General features: G+C 67.0%; 22 protein-coding genes. 15 read left to right on the plus strand and 7 right to left on the minus strand.

Annotation, left to right across the window (positions count from 1 at the left end):
• Window positions 1-110 precede the first annotated feature (110 nt).
• The 3 genes from rpoD to Y958_RS10430 all read right to left on the minus strand — a co-directional run bounded on the left by rpoD (window position 111) and on the right by Y958_RS10430 (window position 4,997).
• Window positions 111-2,102: an RNA polymerase sigma factor RpoD gene (rpoD, locus tag Y958_RS10420; RefSeq protein ID WP_004271646.1), complete on the minus strand. Its 1,992-nt coding sequence runs from the start codon at window positions 2,100-2,102 to the stop codon at window positions 111-113.
• A 481-nt stretch (window positions 2,103-2,583) separates the two neighbouring features.
• Window positions 2,584-4,461: a DNA primase gene (dnaG, locus tag Y958_RS10425; RefSeq protein WP_088871923.1), complete on the minus strand. Its 1,878-nt coding sequence runs from the start codon at window positions 4,459-4,461 to the stop codon at window positions 2,584-2,586.
• Window positions 4,462-4,538: 77 nt separating this feature from the next.
• Window positions 4,539-4,997: a GatB/YqeY domain-containing protein gene (locus Y958_RS10430; protein ID WP_088871924.1), complete on the minus strand. Its 459-nt coding sequence runs from the start codon at window positions 4,995-4,997 to the stop codon at window positions 4,539-4,541.
• Window positions 4,998-5,393: 396 nt separating this feature from the next.
• Between Y958_RS10430 and carA the strand changes: the two genes are divergently transcribed.
• From carA to greA, 5 genes are all read left to right on the plus strand, one after another.
• Window positions 5,394-6,563, plus strand: a complete 1,170-nt coding sequence (gene carA, locus Y958_RS10435; protein WP_040849170.1) for a glutamine-hydrolyzing carbamoyl-phosphate synthase small subunit — start codon at window positions 5,394-5,396, stop codon at window positions 6,561-6,563.
• A gap of 151 nt (window positions 6,564-6,714) precedes the next feature.
• Window positions 6,715-7,047: a hypothetical protein gene (locus tag Y958_RS10440; RefSeq protein ID WP_040849171.1), complete on the plus strand. Its 333-nt coding sequence runs from the start codon at window positions 6,715-6,717 to the stop codon at window positions 7,045-7,047.
• A 117-nt stretch (window positions 7,048-7,164) separates the two neighbouring features.
• Window positions 7,165-7,785 (plus strand): hypothetical protein, encoded by a 621-nt coding sequence (locus tag Y958_RS10445; protein WP_145727898.1) that lies wholly within the window; start codon window positions 7,165-7,167, stop codon window positions 7,783-7,785.
• 246 nt (window positions 7,786-8,031) lie between these two features.
• Complete coding sequence (gene carB, locus Y958_RS10450; protein ID WP_088871926.1) at window positions 8,032-11,325, plus strand: carbamoyl-phosphate synthase large subunit; 3,294 nt, start codon at window positions 8,032-8,034, stop codon at window positions 11,323-11,325.
• A 158-nt stretch (window positions 11,326-11,483) separates the two neighbouring features.
• A complete protein-coding gene (gene greA / locus Y958_RS10455; RefSeq protein WP_040849173.1) occupies window positions 11,484-11,957 on the plus strand; it encodes a transcription elongation factor GreA in 474 nt (157 codons plus the stop codon).
• Between the two features lie 97 nt (window positions 11,958-12,054).
• Here greA and Y958_RS10460 read toward each other — a convergent pair whose 3' ends face one another.
• Window positions 12,055-12,570, minus strand: a complete 516-nt coding sequence (locus Y958_RS10460; protein ID WP_040849174.1) for an Lrp/AsnC family transcriptional regulator — start codon at window positions 12,568-12,570, stop codon at window positions 12,055-12,057.
• Window positions 12,571-12,801: 231 nt separating this feature from the next.
• On the opposite strand from Y958_RS10460, the gene Y958_RS10465 reads away from it, so the two are divergent.
• From Y958_RS10465 to Y958_RS10485, 5 genes are all read left to right on the plus strand, one after another.
• The gene (locus tag Y958_RS10465; protein ID WP_088871927.1) at window positions 12,802-13,728 is read left to right on the plus strand and encodes a mitochondrial fission ELM1 family protein; all 927 of its coding nucleotides are present in this window, start codon (window positions 12,802-12,804) and stop codon (window positions 13,726-13,728) included.
• Window positions 13,729-13,938: 210 nt separating this feature from the next.
• Window positions 13,939-14,652 (plus strand): 2OG-Fe(II) oxygenase family protein, encoded by a 714-nt coding sequence (locus Y958_RS10470; RefSeq protein WP_088871928.1) that lies wholly within the window; start codon window positions 13,939-13,941, stop codon window positions 14,650-14,652.
• A gap of 96 nt (window positions 14,653-14,748) precedes the next feature.
• Window positions 14,749-16,692, plus strand: a complete 1,944-nt coding sequence (locus tag Y958_RS10475) for a hypothetical protein (RefSeq protein WP_088871929.1) — start codon at window positions 14,749-14,751, stop codon at window positions 16,690-16,692.
• Window positions 16,693-16,799: 107 nt separating this feature from the next.
• Entirely contained in the window at window positions 16,800-17,009 is a 210-nt protein-coding gene (locus tag Y958_RS10480; protein ID WP_088871930.1) for an addiction module protein, read from the plus strand.
• Window positions 17,009-17,299 (plus strand): type II toxin-antitoxin system RelE/ParE family toxin, encoded by a 291-nt coding sequence (locus Y958_RS10485; RefSeq protein ID WP_088871931.1) that lies wholly within the window; start codon window positions 17,009-17,011, stop codon window positions 17,297-17,299. Before Y958_RS10480 ends, Y958_RS10485 begins: the two co-directional genes overlap by 1 nt.
• 73 nt (window positions 17,300-17,372) lie before the next feature.
• Here Y958_RS10485 and Y958_RS10490 read toward each other — a convergent pair whose 3' ends face one another.
• A complete protein-coding gene (locus Y958_RS10490; RefSeq protein WP_211098483.1) occupies window positions 17,373-19,484 on the minus strand; it encodes a protein-disulfide reductase DsbD family protein in 2,112 nt (703 codons plus the stop codon).
• A gap of 311 nt (window positions 19,485-19,795) precedes the next feature.
• Between Y958_RS10490 and trxB the strand changes: the two genes are divergently transcribed.
• The 5 genes from trxB to Y958_RS10515 all read left to right on the plus strand — a co-directional run bounded on the left by trxB (window position 19,796) and on the right by Y958_RS10515 (window position 23,698).
• Window positions 19,796-20,764: a thioredoxin-disulfide reductase gene (gene trxB, locus Y958_RS10495; RefSeq protein ID WP_088871933.1), complete on the plus strand. Its 969-nt coding sequence runs from the start codon at window positions 19,796-19,798 to the stop codon at window positions 20,762-20,764.
• 303 nt (window positions 20,765-21,067) lie between these two features.
• A complete protein-coding gene (locus Y958_RS10500; RefSeq protein ID WP_088871934.1) occupies window positions 21,068-21,982 on the plus strand; it encodes a LysR family transcriptional regulator in 915 nt (304 codons plus the stop codon).
• Window positions 21,983-22,463: 481 nt separating this feature from the next.
• Window positions 22,464-22,898: a PAS domain-containing protein gene (locus Y958_RS10505; protein ID WP_088871935.1), complete on the plus strand. Its 435-nt coding sequence runs from the start codon at window positions 22,464-22,466 to the stop codon at window positions 22,896-22,898.
• Between the two features lie 141 nt (window positions 22,899-23,039).
• Window positions 23,040-23,459, plus strand: a complete 420-nt coding sequence (locus Y958_RS10510; RefSeq protein WP_088871936.1) for a putative toxin-antitoxin system toxin component, PIN family — start codon at window positions 23,040-23,042, stop codon at window positions 23,457-23,459.
• Window positions 23,456-23,698 carry a YlcI/YnfO family protein gene (locus Y958_RS10515; RefSeq protein WP_088871937.1) on the plus strand — a complete coding sequence of 81 codons (243 nt, stop codon included), beginning with the start codon at window positions 23,456-23,458 and terminating at the stop codon, window positions 23,696-23,698. The genes Y958_RS10510 and Y958_RS10515 overlap by 4 nt, the downstream gene beginning before the upstream one ends.
• A 9-nt stretch (window positions 23,699-23,707) precedes the next feature.
• Here the strand turns inward: Y958_RS10515 and Y958_RS10520 are convergent, their stop codons facing one another.
• Together Y958_RS10520 and Y958_RS10525 are read right to left on the minus strand one after the other, a co-directional pair.
• A complete protein-coding gene (locus Y958_RS10520) occupies window positions 23,708-24,877 on the minus strand; it encodes an aminotransferase (protein ID WP_088871938.1) in 1,170 nt (389 codons plus the stop codon).
• A gap of 180 nt (window positions 24,878-25,057) precedes the next feature.
• Window positions 25,058-25,429 (minus strand): hypothetical protein, encoded by a 372-nt coding sequence (locus Y958_RS10525; RefSeq protein WP_088871939.1) that lies wholly within the window; start codon window positions 25,427-25,429, stop codon window positions 25,058-25,060.
• Window positions 25,430-25,615 lie beyond the last annotated feature (186 nt).

Raw genomic sequence — 25,615 nt, forward strand, 5'->3', positions numbered from 1 at the left:
GATCTACGATACAGCCAACATCCCTCGCCGCCTGTAGCCTCACCAAGCAAAAAAGGGCGGCCCCAGCGGGACCGCCCTTCTCGCTACTCAGTGCCCAATCCCTGACGGGATCAGGTGTCCAGGAAGCTGCGCAGCTTGCGCGAGCGGGACGGGTGCTTCAGCTTGCGCAGCGCCTTCGCCTCGATCTGGCGGATACGCTCGCGGGTCACGCTGAACTGCTGGCCCACCTCTTCCAGGGTGTGGTCGGTGTTCATGCCAATGCCGAAGCGCATGCGCAGCACACGCTCCTCACGCGGGGTCAGCGAGGCCAGGACGCGGGTGGTCGTCTCGCGCAGGTTCGCCTGGATGGCGGCGTCCAGCGGCAGGACGGCGTTCTTGTCCTCGATGAAATCGCCCAAGTGGCTGTCTTCCTCGTCGCCGATCGGCGTCTCGAGGCTGATCGGCTCCTTGGCGATCTTCAGGACCTTGCGCACCTTCTCCAGCGGCATCATCAGCCGTTCGGCCAACTCTTCCGGCGTCGGCTCGCGGCCGATCTCGTGCAGCATCTGGCGCGAGGTGCGCACCAGCTTGTTGATCGTCTCGATCATGTGCACGGGAATGCGGATGGTGCGGGCCTGGTCGGCGATGGACCGGGTGATGGCCTGGCGAATCCACCAGGTGGCGTAGGTCGAGAACTTGTAGCCGCGGCGGTATTCGAACTTATCAACGGCCTTCATCAGGCCGATGTTGCCTTCCTGGATGAGGTCCAGGAACTGCAGGCCACGGTTGGTGTACTTCTTGGCGATGGAGATGACGAGGCGCAGGTTGGCCTCCACCATTTCCTTCTTGGCGCGGCTGGCTTCCTTCTCGCCCTTCTGCACCGTGGAGACGATGCGGCGGAATTCGCTGATGGGCAGGCGCACGCCTTCCGCGATCTCGTTGATGCCCTCGCGGACCTTCACGATCTCGTTGGCGCTCCGCTCGGCGAACTTGGCCCAGGCCTTGGAGTTGCCCTTCACCCGGTCCAGCCAGTTGGGGTCCAGCTCGCTGCCGTAATAGTGGTGCAGGAAGTCCTCGCGCTTGACCTTGCAGTCGGTCGCCAGGCGCAGCAGCTTGCCCTCGAAGCCCATGAGGCGGCGGTTCATGCCGTACAGCTGCTCGACCAGGGCCTCGATGCGGGTGTTGTTCAGCCGCACGGAGTTGACCAGCTCGGTCAGCTCAGCCTTCAGCTTGTCGTACTTCTTGTCCTGGGCCTTGCCCAGATCCTCGCCGCGCTGGATGGCCGCCAGCCGCAGCTCCTGCATCTTGTGCAGCTTGTCGTAGGTGTCCTCGATGGTCTGGAAGGTCTCCAGCACCATGGGCTTCAGCTCGGCCTCCATGGCGGCCAGGGAGATGCCGCCCTCCTCCTCGCCGCCTTCGCCGGGCTCACCGCCCTCGCCGCCCTCGGGGCGCTCACCGCCCTCGCCGTCGCCGGCGCCCTCGCCACCCTCGGCCGCACCTTCCTCGCGCGGGGCCTCTTCGGCGCCCAGCACGGCCTCGGTCAGCTCACCCGACTCCGGATCGACGCCATAGGTCGCGTCCAGGTCGATGATGTCGCGCAGCAGCATCTTCCCTTCGTTCAGGGCCTCGTGCCACTGGATGATGGCGCGGATGGTCAGCGGCGATTCGCAGATCGCGCCAATCATCATCTCGCGGCCGGCCTCGATGCGCTTGGCGATCGCGATTTCGCCCTCGCGCGACAGCAGCTCCACCGAGCCCATCTCGCGGAGGTACATGCGCACCGGGTCGTCGGTGCGGCCGATGTCGTCATCGTCCAGGTTGCCGGAGACGCGGCCCTCGCCGTCGCCACCGCCTTCGCCGCCGGCCTCGGAATCCTGCTCTTCCGATTCGATGACGTTGATGCCCATCTCATTGAGCATGGCCATCGTGTCCTCGATCTGCTCCGAGGAGGACTGGTCGGGGGGCAGGGCCGCGTTCAGTTCGTCATAGGTGACGAACCCCCGCTCCTTGCCGCGCTGGATCATCTTCTTGACGGCCAAGCCCATGCCATCCATCAGCGGGCCGTCCACCTGTTCCTCACGCGCCTCGGAAACGTCCGCACTCTGCGCTGCTTTCGTGGCCATTCGCTCAATGTCCCCGACTAACTGAAATGCAAACCAACTGAACGCCGGTTCAACCCTGACGGCCGGCCTTCATGGGCGCCGGCCCATACCCTTCACTCACAGACACGCAACTCGGGGCCCTGATCCGTCTACACGGGGGGCAGGGCCCGTCAACACCGGGTGCCAGACCAAACTGGTGCTTCCGATACCGCGCGGACACCCGATACCCAAAGAAAGCGCCGGTTCCCACCAAAAACAGGGGTCGGGACGAAAAAAAGGCGCCGCACCGGATGAAAACCCCGGTCACGCCACCCCTCATCATCCCTAAACGCCTGTCCTGGCCGGACCCGCATCGCCTTTTTGCGTAATCCTCGCTCCCCAGCGCAGCATCACTTCCAACCTCCTCCGGCCGGGCCGCCGCCCGTGAACGCGCCACATGGGCCGCATCACCGGGACGAACCGTCCGTCCCCGTCCGGTGCGGGGCCACCCTGGGTGGCGGCGTCAGACGCCCTCACCCTCCGGATCCAGGGCATGGCCCCGGCGTATCAACTCTTCCCGTTTAAGGGCCATCAGCCGGGCCAGGGTCTCCTCACTGGGATCCTCGGCCAGGCGTCTTTCCGCTTCGCGCAGCTCGGTCTGGAACACCAGCTCCTGGGAATTGAGCCAAACCTCCTGCCAGCCCGCACGGGCGGATTCGGGCGTCGCCTCCGGACGGGCGTAAGAGGGCAGGTCCGCCCCCAGCGTCTCATCCAGTTCCTCGGCAAAGCCGCAAGCTGACAAGTGGCGTCGTAAACCCTCGGCGTCAAGTCCCGAATCGTGGAACAGGCGTTCGACCAGCGCCTGGCGCAGCCGTTCCAGCCCCTCAGTGGCGAAGCTGATCATGGCCAGCGTCTCGCCCAGGGTCTCGAACAGCACGGGGTGGTTCAGCACCACGGCCAGCAGCAGGCGTTCGCGCCAGCGCACCGATCCGGTTTCCACGCCCGCGCGGAACCGCTTGTCCCACTGCCGCGCCACCGGAAAGGGCAAGGCGCCCGGCCGCTGGCCCCGGTTGAAGCTACCCCACTGGCCGCCCCCCTGGCCGCCCTGGAAGGCGGGGCGCGCGGCGCGGCCCAGCTGGTACAGCCGATCCTTGAAGGCGCGGTGATAGGCGTTGCGCACCCGGGCGTCCGGAATGCGCTCCAGCTGCGCCTCCAAGGCCGCCTGCATGCCGGCCTGGGCATCGGGCTGGGTGAGGTTGCGGTCCGCCGCCTCCATGTCCCACAGCACGTCCGTCAGCGGCCGGGCGCGGTCCAGCACCGCCTGGAAGGCGGCAGCACCGCCGGCGCGGATCAGGCTGTCGGGATCCTCCTTCTCCGGCATGAAGGCGACGCGCACGGAATGGTCGGGCATCAGCAGGGGCAGAACCCGCTCCACCGCGCGGAAGGCGGCGCGCCGGCCGGCGTTGTCACCGTCGAAGCACAGGATGGGCATGCGCTGCCCCTCGGGCGCCAGCTTCCACAGGGCTTGGATCTGCGTCTCCGTCAGCGCCGTGCCCAGCGGGGCCACCGCACCCTCGAACCCGGCCATGACGCTGGCGATGACGTCCATATAGCCTTCGGTGACGATCACCGGCTTGCCGTCCGCCGCCGCCTGGCGCGCGCGGCTCATGCCGTAGAGGATGTCGCCCTTGTGGAACAGGGGGTTCTCGGCCGAATTGATGTACTTCGGCCCCTCCCCCTCCAGGATGCGGCCGCCGAAGGCCACCACCCGGCCGCGCCGGTCGGTGACGGGGAACAGCACCCGGTTGCGGAAGAAGGGGAAGGGCGCGCGGCCGTCGTCCGGCCGCTTGAACAGCCCGGCCTCCACCATGTCGGCCTCGGTGTAACCGGCGGTCACCAGCTCCCCACGCAGGCCCGTGCCGTCGCTGGGCGCGTAGCCCAGGCGGAAGCGGGCCATGGCCTCGTCATCCAGGCCCCGGCCGCGCAGGTAGGCCAAGCCATGGCGGCCCACCGGCGCGCGCAATTGCGCCTCGAACCAGCGGGTGGCGCGCTCCACCAGGTCATACAGCGACTTCTCGCGCTCGAACCGCTCCCGCTCCTGCGGGCTGGCCTTGGGCACGGTCAAGCCGGCCTCGGGCGCCAGCGCCTCCACCGCCTCCATGAACGACAAATTGTCGTTGCGCATGATGAAGCCGATGACGTCGCCGTGCGCGCCGCAGCCGAAGCAGTGGAAGAAGCCCTTCTGGTCGTTGACGTAGAAGCTGGGCGTCTTTTCGTTATGGAAGGGACAGGGCGCGCGGAACTCCCGCCCCGCCCGCTGCAGGCGCACGCGCCGCATCACCACGTCCGACAGGGTCAGCCGGTTCCGCAGCTCTTCCAGGAATTGGGGCGGCAGGGCCATGGGCGGTGGCGGGGTCCGAAAGGGTGGTCTGTCAGGATGGGGCCGGGCGGCTTGCCCGGCTCCGGAAAGGGTGGACCTCAGCCGTTCAGCGCGGCCTTGACCAGCGGACCGACGGCGGAGAAGTCCATCTGGCCGGTGTACTTGTCCTTCAGCGCGGCCATGACCTTGCCCATGTCCTTGATGCTGGCGGCGCCGGTGTCGGTCACGGCCTGGGCGATGGCGGCCTTGGTCTCATCATCGGTCAGCTGCTTGGGCAGGAAGGACATGATGACGGCGATCTCCGCCTCTTCCTGGGCGGCCAGCTCCTCACGGCCGCCCTGGCGGTAGAGGGCCACGGATTCGCGGCGCTGCTTCACCATGGTCTGCAGCATGCTGCCGATCTCGGCCTCGGGGATGCCGTCCATCTGGCCCTTGGGGCGCGCATCGATATCTCGCTTCTTCAGTTCCGCCATGATCATCCGGACGGCGGACAGCGTCTGCGTGTCCTTCGCCTTCATGGCGTCCTTCATGGCCTGGGTGAAACGCTCGCGCAGCATGGGTCGGCTTCCTCAAGAGGCTTCATGGCAACCGGCAAGCCACCCGCCTGCCCCAGGTTTTGGGGGCGCACGCGGGATGGTAGCCAATCAATGGGGAAGGACGAACCTTACCCGCCCAACCCCTTGAGCGCCAGCGCCCAGATGACAGAGGCGCCCCCGCGCCCCGAGCATGGGGGCCATCGCTTGACCCGGCCGCCCGTGTTCTCTATGTGACAGAAGAATTTCCGACGACATTGGGGCGGCCCTCGCGGCATGCCCGCGCTCCAGGGGGCGGCTCCCGCCCCGTGCTCAAGCGCGCGCCCACAAGGTCGAACCGGATGAGATGAGAGGGCACCTTCAAGGCCGGCAGCCGCGAACGCCGTCCGGGGAGTGCCCCGCAGCGAATGGAATGAAGCGATGACCGCAGCCGCCCCCACCCACCCCCCGCAGCCTGAGGGCGCCACCGGCGTGCTGGTTCTGGCGGACGGCAGCATCCATTGGGGCAAGGGCATCGGCGCCGCCGGCCAGTCGGTGGGCGAGGTCTGCTTCAACACCTCCATGACCGGCTACCAGGAAATCCTGACCGACCCGTCCTACGCCGGCCAGATCATCACCTTCACCTTCCCGCACATCGGCAACGTCGGCACCAACGACGAGGACATCGAGACGGTGACCCCGGCGGCCCGGGGCCTGATCCTGCGCGTCGACATCACCGAGCCGTCGAACTGGCGCGCCACGCGCAACCTGGACGCCTGGCTGAAAAGCCACGGCCTGGTGGGCCTGGGCGGCCTGGACACCCGCGCCCTGACCCGCCGCATCCGCGACGGCGGCGCCCCCAACGGTGTCATCGCCCATTCCCCCGACGGCAAATTCGACCTGGACGCCCTGCTGGCGCAGGCCAAGGCCTGGCCTGGGCTGGAGGGCATGGATCTGGCCAAGGACGTGACCTGCGGCCAGACCTTCACCTGGGATGAAAGCGCCTGGACCATCGCCGGCGGCTATGGCCGCCAGACCGACCCCAAACACCACGTGGTGGCCGTCGACTTCGGCGCCAAGCGCAACATCCTGCGCTGCCTGGCCAACGCCGGCTGCCGCGTGACGGTGGTGCCCGCCACCGCCACGGCCGAGGAAATCCTGGCGCACAAGCCCGATGGCGTCTTCCTGTCCAACGGCCCCGGCGACCCGGCGGCCACCGGCACCTATGCCGTGCCCATGATCCAGCAGATCGTGGCCAGCGGCCTGCCCCTGTTCGGCATCTGCCTGGGCCATCAGCTGCTGGCCCTGGCCCTGGGCGGCCAGACCACCAAGATGGAAAAGGGCCACCGCGGCGCCAACCACCCGGTGAAGGATCTGGCCACCGGCCGGGTTGAAATCACCAGCCAGAACCACGGCTTCGTCGTGCTGCCCGAAAGCCTGCCGGACACGGTGGAGGTGACCCATGTGTCCCTGTTCGACGGCACCAACGAGGGCATCCGCCTGAAGGACAAGCCGGTGTTCTCCGTCCAGTATCACCCGGAGGCCAGCCCCGGCCCGGAGGACAGTCATTACCTGTTCGACCGGTTCATCGAGAACATTGCCGCCCGCTGACGCGGCAATATTGACCGAAGTATTGATGAACGTGCCCGGAGGGCCGGTGGAGAGCGCTTCACCGGCCCTCACCTTTTGAGTATCGACACCCTCTCGAAAAAATCTTGCGCCGCTGCTATAAAAAACATTCGCGGGCGGCATGAGGCCAATAATGGGCGTGTTCGATTTCCTGAAAAAAGATGTGGTGGAAAAGGTGAAGGTGCCCGCGCTGGCTGCCAGCGTGGTCATCAATTCGAAGACCTATCCCATCAACAACATGGCGGCCAACAGCTTTACCGCCACGGGGGCCGCCGGCCTGGGCCAGGGGACGAGCTTCAAGATGAAGGTCGCCTTCAAGGACAGCAAAGAGAACGTCGCCTTCATCTGCGACGGCCAAGTGGCCGCCATTATTGGCAAGGACGCCAAGATCAACTTCGTCAACCTGGACGAGGCGCGGCGCCTGAAGGTCGCGGGCTTCCTGACGCGCTACCTGCGTTCCCGCTGATCAGGCTCCGGGATCGGACGAATATCAGTAAAATTTTAAATAATTCCCCTTAATAGCTTTTTCATCACTTGCGATGCTGACTCCCCAGCCGGGGCTGATCGATGATATTCTCAAGTGATGCGACTCTCTTCTGTCCTGCTTCCGGCGTTCCTGGCGATGGCCCTCCTGGCCGCGGTGCCGCTGCGCGCGCAGACCGCGCCGGCCACGCCCACGCAGTGGATGGTGCGCCCCACCCCGCCGCATGACGGGCTGAAGCTGACGCAGCCCCAGCCGGACCATGTGGGCGCCGGACCCTACGATCCCAGTCCGCCGCCGGCTGTGGCCCTGCCCCTGCCGCCGCGCTATACCCAGCCGCGCATCGTCTATGCCTTCGCCGGCCCGGCGTTGCGCATGATGACGGTGTCGCGCGAGCTGTCGGACGCCTGCCGGCGCGGCCGCTTCATCCAGCGCGTCGACATGCTGTACCGCGCCTTCGGCCCCAAGGAGAGCCCGCTGGGCGTGGCCTACGGCACCTGGGCCATCAACCTGGTGGACCCCGACCGCAAGCGCGAAGCCGGCACGGTCTATTTCTTCGACAAGCAGGATACGGCCCGCTGCACCGTCTACACCGCCCGGCAGGACGTGCTGCTGCCCTGGTACTACGGACCCGGCGGCGGCTACGGCAAGGACCCGGCCGTGCCGAATCCTGCCGCCAACGGCGTCACCCCGGTCTCGGCCCCCGCGCCCCAGGCCCCCTAAGCCCCTGGTTTCCCTGGGATCAAGCCCTGGTTTGACCCCGCGGGTTGCGGTAGGCGCACCCCCCCACCCCATATGCAGCGCTTCCCCCCGGGGCGGGGGCCCTTTATATAAGCGGCTCAGCCGAACAATCCCCCGCGCCACCATTCCAGGGCGGGGGATTGTTTTGTGTGGCCGGAGTCTGGAGCCCCCGTCGGGTTGGGCCGGACTGACCGGACGGTAGAATTCAAAAAATGGCGGCTGACCCTCATGCCTAAACGCACAGACATCAAGTCCATCTGCATCATCGGCGCCGGCCCGATCATCATCGGCCAGGCTTGCGAATTCGATTATTCCGGTGTGCAGGCGTGCAAGGCGCTGAAGGAAGAGGGGTACCGGGTCATCCTGGTCAACTCCAACCCCGCCACCATCATGACCGACCCGGGCCTGGCCGACGCCACCTACGTCGAGCCCATCACCCCGGCCGTCGTCGCCAAGATCCTGGAGAAGGAGCGCCCCGACGCCCTGCTGCCCACCATGGGCGGCCAGACGGCGCTGAACACGGCGCTGAAGCTGTTCCATGACGGCACGTTGGATCGGCTGGGGGTCAAGCTGATCGGCGCCAAGGCCGACGTCATCGAGAAGGCGGAGGACCGCCTGCTGTTCCGTGACGCCATGGACAAGATCGGCCTGGAAAGCCCCAAGTCGCGCATGGTGAAGTCGGAGGCCGAGGCCGCCGACGCCCTGGCCTATGTCGGCCTGCCCGCCATTATCCGCCCCAGCTTCACCCTGGCCGGAACCGGCGGCGGCATCGCCTACAACAAGGCGGAATACGTCGACATCGTCCGCGGCGGCCTGCGCGCCAGCCCGGTGGGCGAGGTCCTGGTCGAGGAATCGGTCCTGGGCTGGAAGGAGTATGAGATGGAGGTTGTGCGCGACTGCCGCGACAACTGCATCATCATCTGCTCGATCGAGAACATCGACCCCATGGGCATCCACACCGGTGACAGCGTCACCGTGGCGCCCGCGCTGACGCTGACCGACAAGGAATACCAGCTGATGCGCAACGCCTCGATCGCCGTGCTGCGCGAGATCGGGGTGGACACCGGCGGGTCCAACGTCCAGTTCGCCGTGAATCCGGAGAACGGCCGCGTCGTCGTCATCGAGATGAACCCGCGCGTCAGCCGCTCGTCCGCGTTGGCGTCCAAGGCCACCGGCTTCCCCATCGCCAAGATCGCCGCCAAGCTGGCCGTGGGCTACACCCTGGACGAGCTGGACAACGACATCACCGGATCCACGCCGGCCAGCTTCGAACCGACGATCGACTACGTCGTCACCAAGATGCCGCGCTTCGCGTTCGAGAAGTTCCCCGGCGCCGACGCCCTGCTGACCACGTCCATGAAGTCGGTGGGCGAGGCCATGTCCATCGGCCGCAGCTTCGCCGAATCGGTGCAGAAGGCCCTGCGCTCCATGGAAACCGGCCTGACCGGGTTCGACGAGGTGGATCTGACCGGCGGCACCGGCGTGGTCGACCCGCTGAAGATCCGGGCCGCCCTGTCCAAACCCACGCACGACCGCATCCTGGTCATCGCCCAGGCGTTCCGCCACGGTCTGACGGTGGAGGAGATCCACGCCGCCTGCCGCGTCGACCCCTGGTTCCTGCGCCAGATCGAAGAGGTCGTGCAGGCCGAGGCCGGCGTGAAGGCCGCCGTGCAGAAGGGGGGCCTGGCCGCCCTGACCCAGCGCGACTTCGCCAAGCTGAAGGCCCAGGGCTTCTCCGACGCCCGCTTGGCCACCCTGACGGGCGCCACCGAGGCCGCCGTGGCTGCAGCCCGCCGCGGCTTCAACATCCGCCCGGTGTTCAAGCGCATCGACACCTGCGCCGCCGAATTCGCCAGCAAGACGCCCTACATGTACTCCACGTACGAGGGTGACGGCAGCGTGGCCGGCGAGTGCGAGTCCGAGCCGACGGACAAGAAGAAGGTTGTCATCCTGGGCGGCGGTCCCAACCGCATCGGCCAGGGCATCGAGTTCGACTATTGCTGCGTCCATGCCGTCTACGCCCTGCGCGAGGCCGGCTATGAGACCATCATGGTCAACTGCAATCCCGAGACCGTCTCCACCGACTACGATACCGCCGACCGCCTGTACTTCGAGCCGCTGACGGCCGAGGACGTGATCGAGCTGGTGCGGACGGAGCAGGCCAACGGCGAGGTGCTGGGCGTCATCGTGCAGCTGGGCGGCCAGACGCCGCTGAAGCTGGCCCGCGACCTGGAAGAGGCGGGCATCCCCATCCTGGGCACCAGCCCGGATGCCATCGACCTGGCCGAGGACCGCGAGCGTTTCCAGCAGTTGCTGCACAAGCTGAACCTGCGCCAGCCGGCCAACGGCCTGGCCCGCTCCCTGGAAGAGGCGGAGAAGGTGGCGGAGCAGATCGGATTCCCCGTCGTCATCCGCCCGTCCTACGTGCTGGGCGGCCGCGCCATGGAGATCGTCCATGACCAGGCCGGCCTGAAGCGCTACATGGGCAACGCCGTGAAGGTGTCGGGCAAGAACCCGGTGCTGATCGACAGCTACCTTCAGGACGCCATCGAGGTGGATGTGGACGCCGTCTGCGACGGCACCCAGGTCTATGTCGCGGGCGTGATGGAGCATATCGAGGAAGCCGGCATCCATTCCGGCGACAGCGCCTGCGCCCTGCCCCCCTACACCTTGCCCAAGCCGGTGGTGGACGAGCTGTCCCGCCAGGCGGAGGCCCTGGCCCACGGCCTGAACGTCGTCGGCCTGATGAACATCCAGTTCGCCATCAAGGCGAATCCGGACGGCAACGGCCCGGCCGGCCAGGACATCTACATCCTGGAAGTGAACCCGCGCGCCTCGCGCACCGTGCCCTTCGTCGCCAAGGCCACCGGCACCGCCATCGCCAAGATCGCGGCCCGCGTCATGGCCGGCGAAAAATTGTCCGACTTCAAGCTGGGCGGCGCCTTCCCGCCGCACACGGCGGTGAAGGAGGCGGTGTTCCCCTTCAACCGCTTCCCCGGCGTCGACATCCTGCTGGGGCCGGAGATGCGGTCCACCGGCGAGGTCATGGGCCTGGACCCGAACTTCGCCATGGCCTTCGCCAAGGCTCAGCTGGGCGCCGGCGTGACCCTGCCGACCACCGGCACGGTGTTCATTTCGGTTCGGGAACGAGACAAGCCTCACCTGGTTCCGGTAGCCCGCCGTCTGGTCGACATGGGCTTCAAGATCGTCGCCACCTGCGGCACGGCCAAGGTGCTGTCGGCGGCCGGCATCCCGGTCAGCCAGATCAACAAGGTGCTGGAGGGCCAGCCCCACATCGTCGACGCCATGATCGACGGTGAGGTACAGCTGGTGTTCAACACCACGGAGGGCGCACAAGCCGTCTCCGACAGCTTCAGCTTGCGCCGCACCGCACTCGTCAATAACATTCCCTATTACACGACGGTCGCGGGTGCCCGCGCCGCCGTGGACGCCATCTCGGCGCTGCGCACCGGCAGCCTTGAGGTTGCGCCGCTTCAGTCCTATCTGAGCGGGACTTACTAACCTGCGGGTGATCGATCGACCAGGGGATGACGGCCGACCGGCCGCCATCCCGGGATCAAGATCACCCTCGGGAGGGTTTCTCGTTGTCGCGATGCGGCCCCTCGGGGCTCGCCCCAGGGCAAGATCCCTGGGTTCTGAGTAACGGAATATCGAAGGCTATGGAAAAAATCCCGATGACGTTTGCGGGTTACACCCGCCTCCAGGAAGAATTGAAGCATCTGAAGGTCACCGAGCGGCCGGCAGTGATCAAGGCCATCGCCGAGGCGCGCGAGCACGGCGACCTGTCGGAAAACGCGGAATACCATGCCGCGCGGGAGCGCCAGAGCTTCATCGAAGGCCGCGTCATGGAGCTGGAAGACAAGATCAGCCGGGCCGAGGTGATCGACGTCAGCAAGCTGACCGGCAACGCCGTGAAGTTCGGCGCCACCATCCGTCTGGCGGATGAGGACACGGACGAGGAGTCCACCTACCAGATCGTGGGTGCCGACGAGAGCGACATCAAGAACGGCTTCCTGTCGATCACCAGCCCGCTGGCGCGCGCGCTGATCGGCAAGCATGTCGGCGACAATGTCGAGGTGACCACGCCCGGCGGCTCCAAGAGCTACGAGATCGTGGAGATCGCCTTCCGCTGAGGCGGTGGCCCCTCCCCGCGCTCATAAGAAAAGCCCCCGCTGGACATCCGGCGGGGGCTTTTCTTATGGCGATCCGTGAGGGAAGGCGGATGGAGACTTATTCCTCGTCCTCATCGTCGTCCAGCACCTCGGGTCCCACATCGACATCGATGGGAACGCCGGGGGTATACTTGGACTGGCGGATGGCCAGGGCCGACTTCACGTGGCTGACGTTGGGGGCCGCGGTCAGCTTGGTCGTCAGGAAGCGCTGGTAGCTGTCCCAGTCCGCGGCCACGATCTTCAGCAGGAAGTCGGTTTCGCCGGCCAGCATGCTGCATTCCCGAACCTCGGGCCAGCTGTTGACCATGCCTTCGAACTTCTTCAGATCCGCTTCCGCCTGGGAAGACAGGCCCACCTGCGCGAACACCGTGACGCCGAAGCCCAGGGCCTCGGGGTTGATGTCCGCATGGTAGCCCCGGATGAAGCCCGCCTCTTCCAGCGCGCGGACGCGCCGCAGACAGGGGGGCGCAGAGATGCCGGCCCGCCGGGCGAGTTCCACGTTGGTCATTCGGCCGTCCGCCTGCAAGTCGCGCAGGATACGCCGATCAATTCGGTCGAGTTTGACCCGCCGCATGGTATTGTCTTGTGCTCCCGGGAGGGGTGGGGTTGAAAGGATATTACATAGATTGCCCGCCGCCCCCAGGCAAGAAAGATTGTTGCGCGCGAAACGGTCCCATCCTTTGGTGATGCGCGCTACACTGGCGCCATGAACGCCCAGAGCCCCCTGGCGGCCTCCGCCATCCCCCCAGCCCCGCAGCCCCCAACCCCGCCCACCTGCTGGGTTTTATCCGATGGCAAGGCCGGCATGGAAAACCAGTGCCTGGGCCTGGCGGAGGCCGTGGGCGCGACCCCGGTGGTCAAGCGCATCCGCCTTAAGACGCCCTGGCGCCAGCTCAGCCCCTACCTGCCGCTGAGCCTCGACCACGGCCTCACCCCCGACTCCGACACCCTGGCGCCGCCCTGGCCGGATTTGCTAATCACCTCCGGCCGGCAGGCGGTGGGCGCCGCCCTGGCCATTCGCCGGCGAAGCGCCGGTCGGCAAAACGGGGGCCACACCTTCTGTGTCCACATCCAGAACCCGGGCGTGCCCTTCGGCTGGCTGGACCTTGTGGTCATGCCGGCCCATGACCGCAAGGCCGGGCCCAACGTGATGGAGAGCCTGGGCGCCCTGCACCGGGTGACGGCGGCCCGCCTTGCGGCCGAGGCGGCCAAGTTCGCGCCCCTGCTGGATCACCTGCCCCGCCCGCGCGTGGCCGTGCTGGTGGGTGGCTCCAACGGTGTCTACCAGCTGACGCCGGCCGTGACCGCGCAGTTGGCCGACCGGTTGGCCGTGTTGGCCCGCCAGGGCATGGGGCTGATGGTCACGCCCTCGCGCCGCACGGGAGCTGAAAACGAAGCGGTGCTGCGCCGGCACCTGCAAGGGTTGCCGGCCGTGGTCTGGGACGGTGCCGGCGCCAACCCCTATTTCGGCTATCTGGGCCTGGCCGACGCCGTGCTGTGCACCGGCGACAGCGTGTCCATGGTGTCGGAGGCGGCCAGCACCGGCAAACCCGTCTATGTCATCGCCCTGGAAGGCAAGTCGGCCAAGTTCGACCGATTCCACCAGCTGATGGTGGAGCGCGGCGTCACCCGCCCCTTCACCGGTGCGGTGGAAAACTGGACACCCACGCCCCTGGACGACACACCGCGCGTGGCGGCCGAGGTGCTGCGGCGCATGGCCGCCCGGCGCTGACGCCCCGACGGGGCGCAGGGACGCGGCCTGTGTTATGGTGGGCCCATCCGTTGCTGGGGTGGGCCAATCGCATGGGCCCAGCATTGACCCCGATGCGCCGCCGCCCCATCTGGGGTGAGGTATTTGCGAGCCAATCTCATCAAGAACGATTCTAAAGTATGGTCTAACCCCGGCGCCCCATGAGGCGCCAGCCTTAGAAGAAGCAGGACCATGATCGGCACCTCCGCCACCTCCTCCCCCGCGTCTGGCTCCCCCGCGTCTGGCGCCCAAGCTTCTGGTAAGACTGTGGCGACGGACCCAGGCCACAACATTGACCTGGACGCCTTTCGCGCCACCCCGCTGTCCCATGACCCGTTCGCCCACCTGATCATCCCCGGCTTCGTGCGGGCGGAGGTGCGCGAGGCCATCCACCGCGATTTTCCCGAGATCGAGCAGGCCGGCAGCTTCCCCTCGCGGGAACTGAGCTTCGGCCCGGCCTTCGCGGCGCTGCTGGAGGAAATCCAGGGCCCGGCCATGACGGCGGCGTTCGAGGAGAAGTTCGGCATCGACCTGACCGACCATCCCACGATGGTGACAGTGCGCGGCCGGGCCAAGGCCCAGGACGGCCAGATCCACGTCGACAGCAAGAGCAAGATCATCACCGTCCTGCTCTACATGAACCCGTCCTGGGAAACGTCGGACGGACGCCTGCGCCTGCTGCGCGGGCCGGAAAGCCTGGACAACGCGGTGACCGAGATTCCCCCGGCCGAGGGCACCCTGCTGGCCTTCCTGAATGGCCCCACCGCCTGGCACGGCCACACCAGCTTCGTCGGCCCGCGCCGCGTCATCCAGTTGAACTGGGTGCAGGACGACGGCGTGGTGAAGCGGGAACAATTCCGCCACGCCCTGTCGGCCAAGATGAAGCGCCTGAACCCCTTCCGCTGAATCTGTGAAAACGGCGCGTCTGCCCGTATAACGCCCTGATGTGTCACCGCCGGCCTGCTTGAGGGCCGGCGGTCCCCTCGTCATTTGGACCCGTCCATGCCCCTCAAGATCGAAACCTTCAGCAACGTCACCGGCGGCAGCAGCTACTTCAAGGCTATCGGCCACCCGCTGGCGGCGGAACCGGCAAAGGCGCTGCTGGCCGATCTGCGGGCGGCGGGCCGGGTCGCCGTCTACGACCCGCTGAACATGCTGGAGCCGTTCGACGAGATCCACCACCTCACCGGCCCCGGGGGATCGGTGGACGTGGCGGCGGTCTACGCCCAGAACGTGGACAAGATCGGCCAGACGCTGCTGGGTCACCCGGCGCAGCCGGTGACGGCCCTGGCGGGCACAGCCGTGGACGCCGTGTTCGTGGCGGCCTTCGACGCCGACCGGCTGGTGGCCCACATCCGGCACCTGATCCCTGCCGGCGCCAAGGTCTACTCCCTGGACCCGCTGAAGCTGCCAGCCGACCTGTTGACCGACCGCCGCACCTATCTGGCGCCCCTGAACTTCGCCACCAACTACGCCTTCTTCCGCGATGGCGCCGGCCACCACACCCGGGTGGTCACGGCCAACTACTGGTCCAGCTACGGCGCCGCCGAGCCCTATCTGTGGCTCTGCCTGTTCGATGAGGACGGCCAGGTGCTGGCGCGCTGGACGCAGGAACTGCCGGGGGCCGACGGCACCGTGGTCATCGACAGCGCCGCCGTGCGCAAGGAATTCGACCTGCCGGAATTCACCGGCCAGCTGTTCATCCATGTGGTGGGGGCCGCCGGCCACGATGTGGTGAAGTACGCGCTGGATACCTATGGCGACGCCGCCGACACCCTGTCCTGCACCCATGACGCCAACGCCTGGCCGTCGGACTTCTACGCCGGCCTGCCCGCCCCACGCGCGGATGAGCGCGTGATCCTGTGGGTGCAGAACAGCCATCCCTGCCCCATCCCCGCCGGCGCCGTGGCCCTGAACCTGATGGGCCACGAAACGGCGGTGGAACTGGACCGCGAGATCGGGCCTTACGCCACCTACGCCCTGGACGTGGCCAGCCTGCTGCCCGACGCCCACTGGCCGCAGCAGGTGGAAATCCGCGCCGGCAAGCATTTCGTCCGCCCGCGCTATGAGGTCATCCGCACCGATGCCGCCGGTGTGGCGCGCCACCGCATCGCCCACCCGAACGTGGAGCGCATGGACCTAAAGCCGGACCCCAAGCTGGCCACCCTGACCAACCTGATGGGCAAGGGCTTCATCCTGCCCGCCCCCATCTTCCCGGCCGGCCGCTTCCGCACCATCGCCTTGCCCACCCCCATGGGCACCACGCAAGCGCACCTGCCGCTGACCGCCATCGTCTATGACGCCGACGGCACCGAGGTGGCGCGCCGCGACCTGGGCCGCCTGCCCCGCGACCATGAGACGGTGTTCGAAGCGGCCGACATCCTGGACGGCAAGAGCCTGCCCTCCGGCTATGGCCATCTGGAGCTGATCTACGACTTCGCCGCCGGCGAGAACGACGCCGACGGCTGGCTGCACGCCCTGTTCCGCTATGAGGACGGGGTCAGCGGCCACGCGGCGGAGACCAGCTTCGGCGCCCACATGTTCAATACGGTGCTGACTTATAAGAACGAGCCGCAGTCTTATTCCGGCCGGGCGCCGGGCCTGTCCACCCGCCTGTTCCTGCGCACCGGCATGGCGGCCGACGTGGACACGCTGTGCCACCTGATCTACCCGGCCAGCACGCCGTGGAACGCGCGCTCCAACACCGCGCTGGTCCTGATGACCAAGGATGGGGAGGAGGTCGCCCGCCGCATGGTGAGCATCGCCTGCTCCGGCAGCTTCCACTTCCGCGTGGGCCAGACCTTCACGAGCAGCGAGGTCAAGGACGCGGGCCGCGACGCCTACGTCCTGATCCGCGACACCACCTGCCGCCTGTTCGGCTATCACGGCTTGATCCGCGACGGCGCGAATGGGGCCTTCGCGCTGGATCACATGTTTGGGTTTTGAGGATGGGGCTACCGATGCGAGCAAGCCGCACGGTTGCGACCTGCTTCGGCTTGGGTGTCTAATACCCCATCCGCTTCGCTTCTGCCCACCGCTGGGAGCATTTGGACATGGCCACGATCGACTATAGCCACATGACGCCCGCCGAAAAGCTCGCCCTCATTGGGGAGATTTGGGAGAGCATCGAAGCCGACGCGATCCCCCTGACGGAGGCGCAGGCCGCCGAAATCAGACGGCGCCTTGAAACACTGGATGACGATATCCGGCACGGCATGGATGCTGACGCCCTGGAGGCGGAGCTTGACCGTCGCTTCCCGTAATGCGGGTGATCCTCACGCCGCAGGCGCAGGCTGAATATATCGAAGCGATTGAATGGTATCGGCAACAGGCGCCCGGTCTCGATAAGCGCCTGCGGGCGGCCTTTGCCGACACGCGGAAACGGATCGCCGCTGGCCCCTTGCGCTTCCCGTCCACGATTGGCGGCACCCGCCGGGCCCGGCTTCGAGACTTTCCATACCTCGTCATCTACCGGCTCGCAGGCGACACCATACAGGTGGTCGCCTTTTTCCACACAAGCCGCCGCCCACGCCAATGGCAGCGCCGGATGTGATGAGAAGAGCACGTCAACAAAAGGGCCGGCGGGTCGCTACTCCGTCGGCCCTTTTCTTTGGGACGCTCGCTTCTTACCGCGCGCTGGCGCTCTGCTTGGGCAGGGTGCCCACGGCCTCCAGCACCTGGGACTCGGTCAGGATCTGCGGCCACACGTCAGGCTCGGCCTGGCCGGGGCGGTAGAACAGGTAGAGGGGCACGCCGCTGCGGCCGTGGGCCTGCAGCACGCGGGTGATCTCGGCATCACGGTTGGTCCAATCGCCCTTCAGCAGGGCCACGTTGTGGCTCTTCAGCGCCTGGTGCACGGTGTCGCTGGACAAGGCCACGCGCTCGTTCACCAGGCAGGTGATGCACCAGGCGGCGGTGAAGTCCACCAGCACCGGCCGGCCGTCGGCACGCAGCTTTTCCAGTGTGGCCGGGGAGAAGGCCTCGAACCCGTCGGTCATGGCCACGGCCTTGCCGTCGGCGGCCGGGGCGGCGTTGCCGACAGCCTGCGGCACCACGGCCGCCACCGCTAGCGCCAGGGCCGCCAGCGCGGCCAGGGCGCCGCCGCGCCGGCCCCAGCCCTCGGCATAATGAGTGACGCCATAGAGCCAGGCGGCGAAGCCCACCAGCACCAGGCCAACCAGGATTCCGGTCATGCCAGGCGCCCCGACCTGCACCGCGAACACCCAGACCAGCCAGGCGGCGGAACCGTACAGGGGGAAGGCCAGCACCTGCTTCAGCCGCTCCATCCACGCCCCCGGCTTGGGCAGGTGGCGCAGCAGCCAGGGGCTGCAGGCCAGGGCCAGGAAAGGCAAGGCCATGCCGAAGCCCAGGGCCAGGAAGACAGCCAGCGCCACATACCAGGGCTGGACCAGGGCGTAGCCCACGGCCGCCCCCATAAAGGGCGCCGTGCACGGCGTGGCAACGACGGAGGCCAGCACGCCGGTGAAGAAGGAGCCGGCATAGCCGTCCCCCTGGGTCAGCCCCTGCCCCACGCCCATGAACTGGTCGCCCACGGTGAAGACGCCCGACATGCTGAGGCCCAGCAGCAGCATGACATAAGCCAGCACGGCCACCACCAGGGGCGACTGCAGCTGGAAGCCCCAGCCGATCTCCTGCCCGCCGGCGCGCAAGGCCATCAGCACGATGGCGATGGCGGCGAAGCAGGCCAGCACGCCGGCGGTGTAGACCAGGCCGTGCAGGCGGGCGTGGGCGCCCTGGTGGCGCACCAGGGCCATGGCCTTCATGGACAGCACGGGGAAGACGCAGGGCATCAGATTCAGGACCATGCCCCCCAGGCAGGCGAACAGCACCGCTTGCCACAGGGGCAGGACGGGTGCGTTGCCGGTATCCGCCGACATGCCACCACCGGCCGGCGCGGCCCCCACGCCATCGGCGGGGATGGCGATGGCCAGCGCCTGGGTTGTGGGCTGGCCGTTCACCAGTTCCGTCACCTCCAGGATGCCGTTCACCGGGCCCGGCGTGGCGCGGCCGGTGGGCTTCAGGGTCAGGGTCAGGCCGTCCCTGGTGACGGCCAGCTGCTGCGGCGCGCCGGCCTCCACCAAATCGGGGTTCTCGGCGAAGAAATAGGCGTCCTTGACCTGGTCGGCCGTCAGACCGGGGGCGGCCAGGCGAACGGTGACGGCGGCCTTGGTGGCGCTGACGCTGGCGGCATAGGGGCTGGGCACCGGCAGAGCCGCCCGCGCCTCCGCGAACATCGGCGCCACGGCCGGGTCGGGGGTACCGCCGGCGGTGACCGGCACGTCCAGGGTCAGGGTAGCGTCCTCGGGCACGCAGACGTCGGCGCAGATCAGCCAGTTGGCGGCGGCCGTCAGGGTGACGGTGCTGCCCGGCTTGGCATCGGCCGGCACATCCAGGCGGGCCAGGACGCGGGTTGCCTTCTCATAGCCGTAGTTCACCAGCGGGCCGGTGGTGAAACGGTGCGGGGCCGGGAAGTTCAGCGGACCGGCCTTCCAGCCGGCCGGCAGGGTCCAGTTGACCTCCGTCGGCAGGCCCGAGTCGCCGGGATTGATCCAATAGGTATGCCAGCCATCCTGCAGCTTCTGGTCCAGCGCCACCCACAGCGGTTGGCCGGGAACGGCAGGGCCCTCGGCCACCAGCTGGCTGACGGTGTGCTCGGTCTGTACCGGGACGGCCGACGCGGACGCGGCCGTGAAGCCGGCGAGCGCCACGAGATACACCGCCCATTTCCTGAAACCGCCCATCACCGCCGCCGTCTTCCATCGTTCATCCGCAAACCCTTCCCCCTCATGTAGTGCATGACAGCGGCTGCCGCCATGGGGGAATGGCCGCACCCTTGACGCCCCCCAGCCCCCGCACCTTCGCAGGGCTGGATGATCCTATCTGTGACGTCTGGCGTTGAGCCCGGGGCCGCTTGCCGGTATCGTCCCGCGTCTGAGTGAAACATCACGCCTGCCCCACCATATCTAGAGGGCGGCGAGGGCCCGGCCCCCAATCAAGAGGGTCCCCTTTCCTGCCAGGAACAGTTCCCATGACCACCCATCGCACCAAGGTCCTGATCATCGGCGGCGGTCCCGCCGGTTACACCGCCGGCATCTATGCCGCCCGCGCCAACCTCCAGCCCATCCTGGTCCAGGGCATGCAGCCGGGCGGCCAGCTGATGATCACCACGGAGGTGGAGAACTACCCGGGCTTCGCCCAGGCGGTGCAGGGCCCCGACCTGATGGAGCAGATGCGCCAGCAGGCGGAGCATGTGGGCACCACCCTGGTCTACGACGTCATCACCTCCGTCGACTTCACCCAGCGCCCCTTCGTTGCCAAGGCCGACAGCGGCGACGAGTTCGTGGCCGACACCGTCATCATCGCCACCGGCGCCCAGGCGCGCTGGCTGGGCGTGGCCGGTGAGCAGGAATTCCAGGGCGCCGGTGTCTCGGCCTGCGCCACCTGCGACGGCTTCTTCTTCCGGGGCAAGGAGGTGGCGGTCATCGGCGGCGGCAACACCGCCCTGGAAGAGGCGCTGTACCTGACGCACCACGCGTCCAAGGTCACCCTGATCCACCGCCGCGACGCCTTCCGGGGCGAGAAGATCCTGCACGACCGCGTCTTCGCCAACCCGAAGATCGAGGTGCTGTGGAACCACAAGGTGGACCGGGTGCTGGGCAAGGGCGGGGCGGCCGACGGCGGCTTCGACCTCAACAACCCCAAGCAGGTCACCGGCCTGGCGCTCAGCGACACTGTCACCGGCGAGGGGCGTGAGCTGCCGCTGGACGGCGTGTTCGTCGCCATCGGCCACGACCCCGCCACGGCCATCTTCAAGGGCCATGTCGAGATGGACGACGAGGGCTACGTCATCACCGCCCCGGACAGCACCCGCACCAACGTGCCCGGCGTGTTCGCCGCCGGCGACGTGAAGGACAAGGTCTTCCGCCAGGCCGTCACCGCCGCCGGCATGGGCTGCATGGCAGCACTGGAGGCCGAGCGCTTCCTGGGCGGCCACTGAGCCGCCCGCAGCGCCCCCCCCGAGTCACCGAAGCGGGCGCCGCCGTCTTGGTACGGCGGTACCCTTCTTTGTACTAATTCGCGGTATCCATTCGCGAATTTGCTACCCGGGCGTTGCCAAAACGGCACGATGCGGTGCTAAAATGCCTTATCAGTCTATGGCCTAACCGTGTGGACACCCACAATCGGTAGCGTCTTGGACAAGCTGGGTATATATTCTTTGCATGGCGGCCCGCTTGAGGCCGTCATTTCCGACGGTCCCGCTCTCCGGGATCGCAACGTCTTTGACGCATAAGGACCGGGAATGGACTGGGACAAGCTTCGCGTTTTCCACGCGGTGGCGGAGGCCGGCAGCTTCACGCATGCTGGCGAGACCCTGAACCTCAGCCAATCGGCCGTCAGCCGGCAGATCAGCGCGCTGGAGGAAAGCCTCCACGTGCCGCTGTTTCATCGCCACGCCCGCGGCCTGATCCTCACCGAACAAGGCGAGTTGCTGTACCGCACCGCCCGCGAGGTGTTCGCCAAGCTGTCCATGACAGAGGCGATGCTCTCGGAAAGCAAGGAGCACCCGAAGGGCCCGCTCAAGGTGACGACCACCGTCGCCTTCGGTTCCACGTGGCTGACCCCGCGCATCCGGGAATTCCTGTCGATCTACCCCGACGTGCAGCTGACCCTGCTGCTGGACGATAACGAGCTGGACCTGTCCATGCGTGAGGCGGACATCGCCATCCGCATGGTGCCGCCGCGCCAGCCCGACCTGATCCAGCGCCACCTGATGACCGTGCGCACGCACCTTTACGGTCACCGCACCTATCTGGAGAAGCGCGGAACCCCGGAGACGGTGGAGGATCTGCAGAAGCACGACCTCATCGCCTATCCGTCCGACGCCAAGGCGCCGGTGCCCAACATCAACTGGCTGCTGGCCCTGGGTGATCCGCCGGGCGGCGAGCGCGACACCATCTTCCGCGTCAACAGCCTGTACGCCCTGTACAAGGCGGTGGAGAGCGGCCTGGGCATCGCGGCCATCCCCGACTACATCATTTCCGAGAGCAACCCCGATCTGGTCCGCATCCTGCCGGACGTGACGGGCCCGCGCATCGACGCCTACTTCGTCTACGCCGAGGAATTGCGCCATTCCAAGCGCATCGCGGTGTTCCGCGACTTCCTGGTGAAGAAGGTTGCCGAAACATTCCCCGCGACGCATGCGCCTACCGCATAGCTGAGACGGCTAATCACCCCTTTAAACGGGGCATCAAAAGATTAAATATTGGCCATCGGATGTTGCGACGCAGCATCCGATGTTTCCTCCAGGATGCCCGTCCTGGAGTGGGCCTTCGGGCCCAACGTCTCCCAGACGTGAAGCCTCCCTGTTCAACTCGCCGGTAAGTCATCGACTTACCGGCAGTTTTTTTACTTGGTGGTTGCGAAGTACCCCGTTGGGGCTACTCCCAGGATGACTGCGACGCGCAGGCCTGGGCCTCTGGTTTTATCTGCCTGATCCATTCCAGCCGTCGCGCATTCCACGCCGGGATGAGGACGGGTCATTGCCGTTTTGCGTCCCGTCCGGGCTCAAATGTTATAGCCCCATCGACTTGCGACGCTCATGTAGAACGTAAGGATGGGAGACGAAAATGACTGGACCTGCCACCTGGAGCGCGACCTCAGTCTCCCGCTTCCCTTTACAAATCCAGAATTCGACCTTGCGTCTTCTGCATGACTATTGGGATATCCTGCGCGGCGACCGCGCTTTTCCCAACAGTTCCGAGATCGAGGTGGTGGATCTGCCGGTCTCGCCCGGGGGAGTCATGCTGGTGGACGTGGCGCCCAACCAGATGGCCTTCACCCTGCACTGGGTCGGCACCGATTACGTTTTGTGGCTGCGCCGTGACTCGACCGGCCTGCAACTGGAAGACCTGCCCCCCTCCCCCAACACCGTGCCCTTCGCCCAGATGTTGCGCCGGTCCGCCGATAACGGCCTGCCCCAGACCCGCAGCCTGCCGGCCGTCCCCTCCATGACCATTCCCGCCGCCGAGTTGGTAGTGCTGCCCCTGGGCGGGCTGGACGGCAAAGTGGCCCGCCTGCTGGTCGGCTGCGCCTTTGACCGCAAGCGCCGGGGCCTGCAGGTCGTCGGCTGAATCGCTTTTTTTTGCGCCGCAGCTGGTAACGCTAACGGCCTTAAAAACGGCCAACCGGCCCAATGGAATTTTTGCCTCCAATGGTACTGCCTATGGTACCATCCGTCGCATCACATAGGTTGAGTGGATCCTGGGATCAAGATGCGCGTCGTCTTCGATACCGATGTCATGGTCGCCGCTCTGGAAAGCGCCAGCGGTGCTTCGCATCAGTTGCTGCTGCGGGCTGGCCGGGGAGAGCTGCAACCGCTTCTATCGACCAGTCTTGTCCTGGAATACGAGGCTGTCCTAACGCGGCAGGCCTACCTGCAACGTACTGGCCTGACGGCGGAAGACATTCAGGCGGCATTGGATGACATGATTCGTCTGTGCCATAGGGTTTCTATCCAAATTCGATGGCGACCCGCAGCCGGTGATCCAGATGACGACCATGTGCTCGAGACAGCCTTGAACGGTCGCGCCGACGCCGTCGTGACGTTCAATCACCGCGACATGGCGAAAGCGGGAGAGCGCTTTGGCTTACTTATTCTTAGACCTGGTGAATTGCTGAGGAGATTGAGATGACCAACGTGAATCTCCGCCTGCCCGACAGCACCCATGAAGCCGCCGTGAGGAAAGCTAAGCAGGAAGGTGAGTCCCTCAACGCCTTCATTGTGCGGGCGGTAACGGCCCAGTTGGCTTCAACCGGCGAAGCGGACCGCTACTTCGAATTGCGAGCTGGCAGGGCCAAGCCAGGCGCCTTGCTGGAAGTCCTGGGTAAGGTGCGGAACACCCTTCCGCGCGATGGTGACGAGGTGGCATGAGCCCTCGGCTCATCGCCCAAAGAATTCCTTCAGCCGCATCACCGCGCTGTCCAGGATGGCGTCCTGCTTGCTGAAGCAGAAGCGGATGAGGTGCGTGGGCGCCCCTTCCTCGTAGAAGGCGCTGACCGGAATGGCGGCCACGCCGGCATCCGTCGTCAGGCGCCGGCAGAAATCGGCGTCATCCTCGCCTGGGCGCAGGCCGCGCGCGCCGGTGATGTCGGCCACCACGAAATAGGTCCCTTCCGAGGGCAGGACGGGTAGGCCGGCGGAGACCAGGCCCGCGGCCAGACGGTCGCGCTTGGCCTCCAGCGCCGCCGCCAGCAGGCCAAAATAGGCGTCGTCCTTGGCCAGGCCATAGGCCACCGCCGCCTGCAGGTTGGGCGGGGTGCTGAAGGTCAGGTACTGGTGCGCCTTGGCCACCGGCTGCAACAGGTCCGGGGCCGCCGTGACGTACCCCACCTTCCATCCCGTCAGCGAGAAGGTCTTGCCGGCGGAGCCGATGCGCAGCGTGCGCTCGCGCATGCCAGGGAGGGTCATCAGCGGCACGTGCCGGCGGCCGTCGAACACCAGGTGCTCATAGACCTCGTCGCACACGGCCAGGCAATCGTGGGCAATGACCTGGTCCGCCAGCAATCGCAACTCCTCCACCGACCAGACCTTGGCCGCCGGGTTCAGGGGGTTGTTCAACACCACCAGCTTGGTGCGCGGGCTGAAGGCAGCGGCCAGTTCGTCCGGGTCCACGGTCCAGCCTGGCGGCTGCAGGCGCACGAAGCGGGGGATGCCACCCGCCCGCCGGATGATAGGGACGTAACTGTCGTAGAGCGGCTGGAACAGCACCACCTCGTCGCCCGGTTCGATCAGGCCGAACAGGCAGGCGGCCAACGCCTCGGTCGCGCCGGAGGTCACCATCACCTCACGCTCCCAATCCACCTCCAGGCCGTAAAAGCGCGCCGCGTGGGCCGCCACGGCCTGGCGCAGGGCCGGCAGGCCCATCATGGGCGGATACTGGTTGTTGCCCTCCAGCAGCGCGCGGGCGGCCACCTGCAGCACATCCTCCGCCCCCCGGTCGTCGGGGAAGCCCTGGCCCAGGTTGATGGCGTTGTGTGCGCCCGCCAGCCGCGACATGGCCTCGAAGATGGTCGTCCCGTATCCCGATAGGATAGCGTTACCCGATCGCACCGACGTTCCTCCCAACCCCTTCAGGCCCCATACGGCTCCGCGCACCGCATTGGACCCGATCCATGCGCGAAGCCCATGGTCCGGGTCAAATGAGGAATGGTCAAGGCGTTGAAAAGACAAAGGGCCGCGGCGTGGCATCCACGCTACGGCCCTCGCCTCAAACTCGGGATCTCAGGTCTTTCAGGCGTTGCCGGCCACGGTCACCGAGGCCAGCTCGCCCTGGTCGTTGGCGGCGACGTCGTTGGCGGCGGCCAGCACCTTGGCGGACACGCGAACCGGGGCGCGGTGACGATGGCGCCAGGCGTCGAAGCGGCCGAACAGCGGACGCACCAGCCGAGGGGCGTGGTCGCGGGCGCGCACGTAATGGCGGCGGGCCGAGACAGAGCTGCGCAGCACCATCAGGCCGCCCACCGCCAGCAGCGGCGTGGAGACGGGCCCGGGTATGGGCAGCGACAGCACGCCCAGGCCCATGACCAGCCAGCCGGACGCCTGCAGCGCCGGACGGCGCAGGCGGGCGATCTCAACCCTGGGCAAGCTGGCAACGGTCAACATGGGGGATGGTCCCGGCGGAAGGTCGCGGCACCGGATTGGCCGCGTGGTGAGTGATGACGGGAGATTTGGCCGAAATTGAGATGGAAGCTAGGCCCCCCTGGGGCAATGCCGATTTGTGTGCGCTGCAACCCGATTGGGTAAGCCAACGGCGCAGGCCCCAAAATGGGCCGCGACCAAAAGGAAAAA

The sequence above is a fragment of the Nitrospirillum viridazoti CBAmc genome (assembly GCF_000730165.1).
Classification (GTDB): Bacteria; Pseudomonadota; Alphaproteobacteria; order Azospirillales; family Azospirillaceae; genus Nitrospirillum; species Nitrospirillum viridazoti.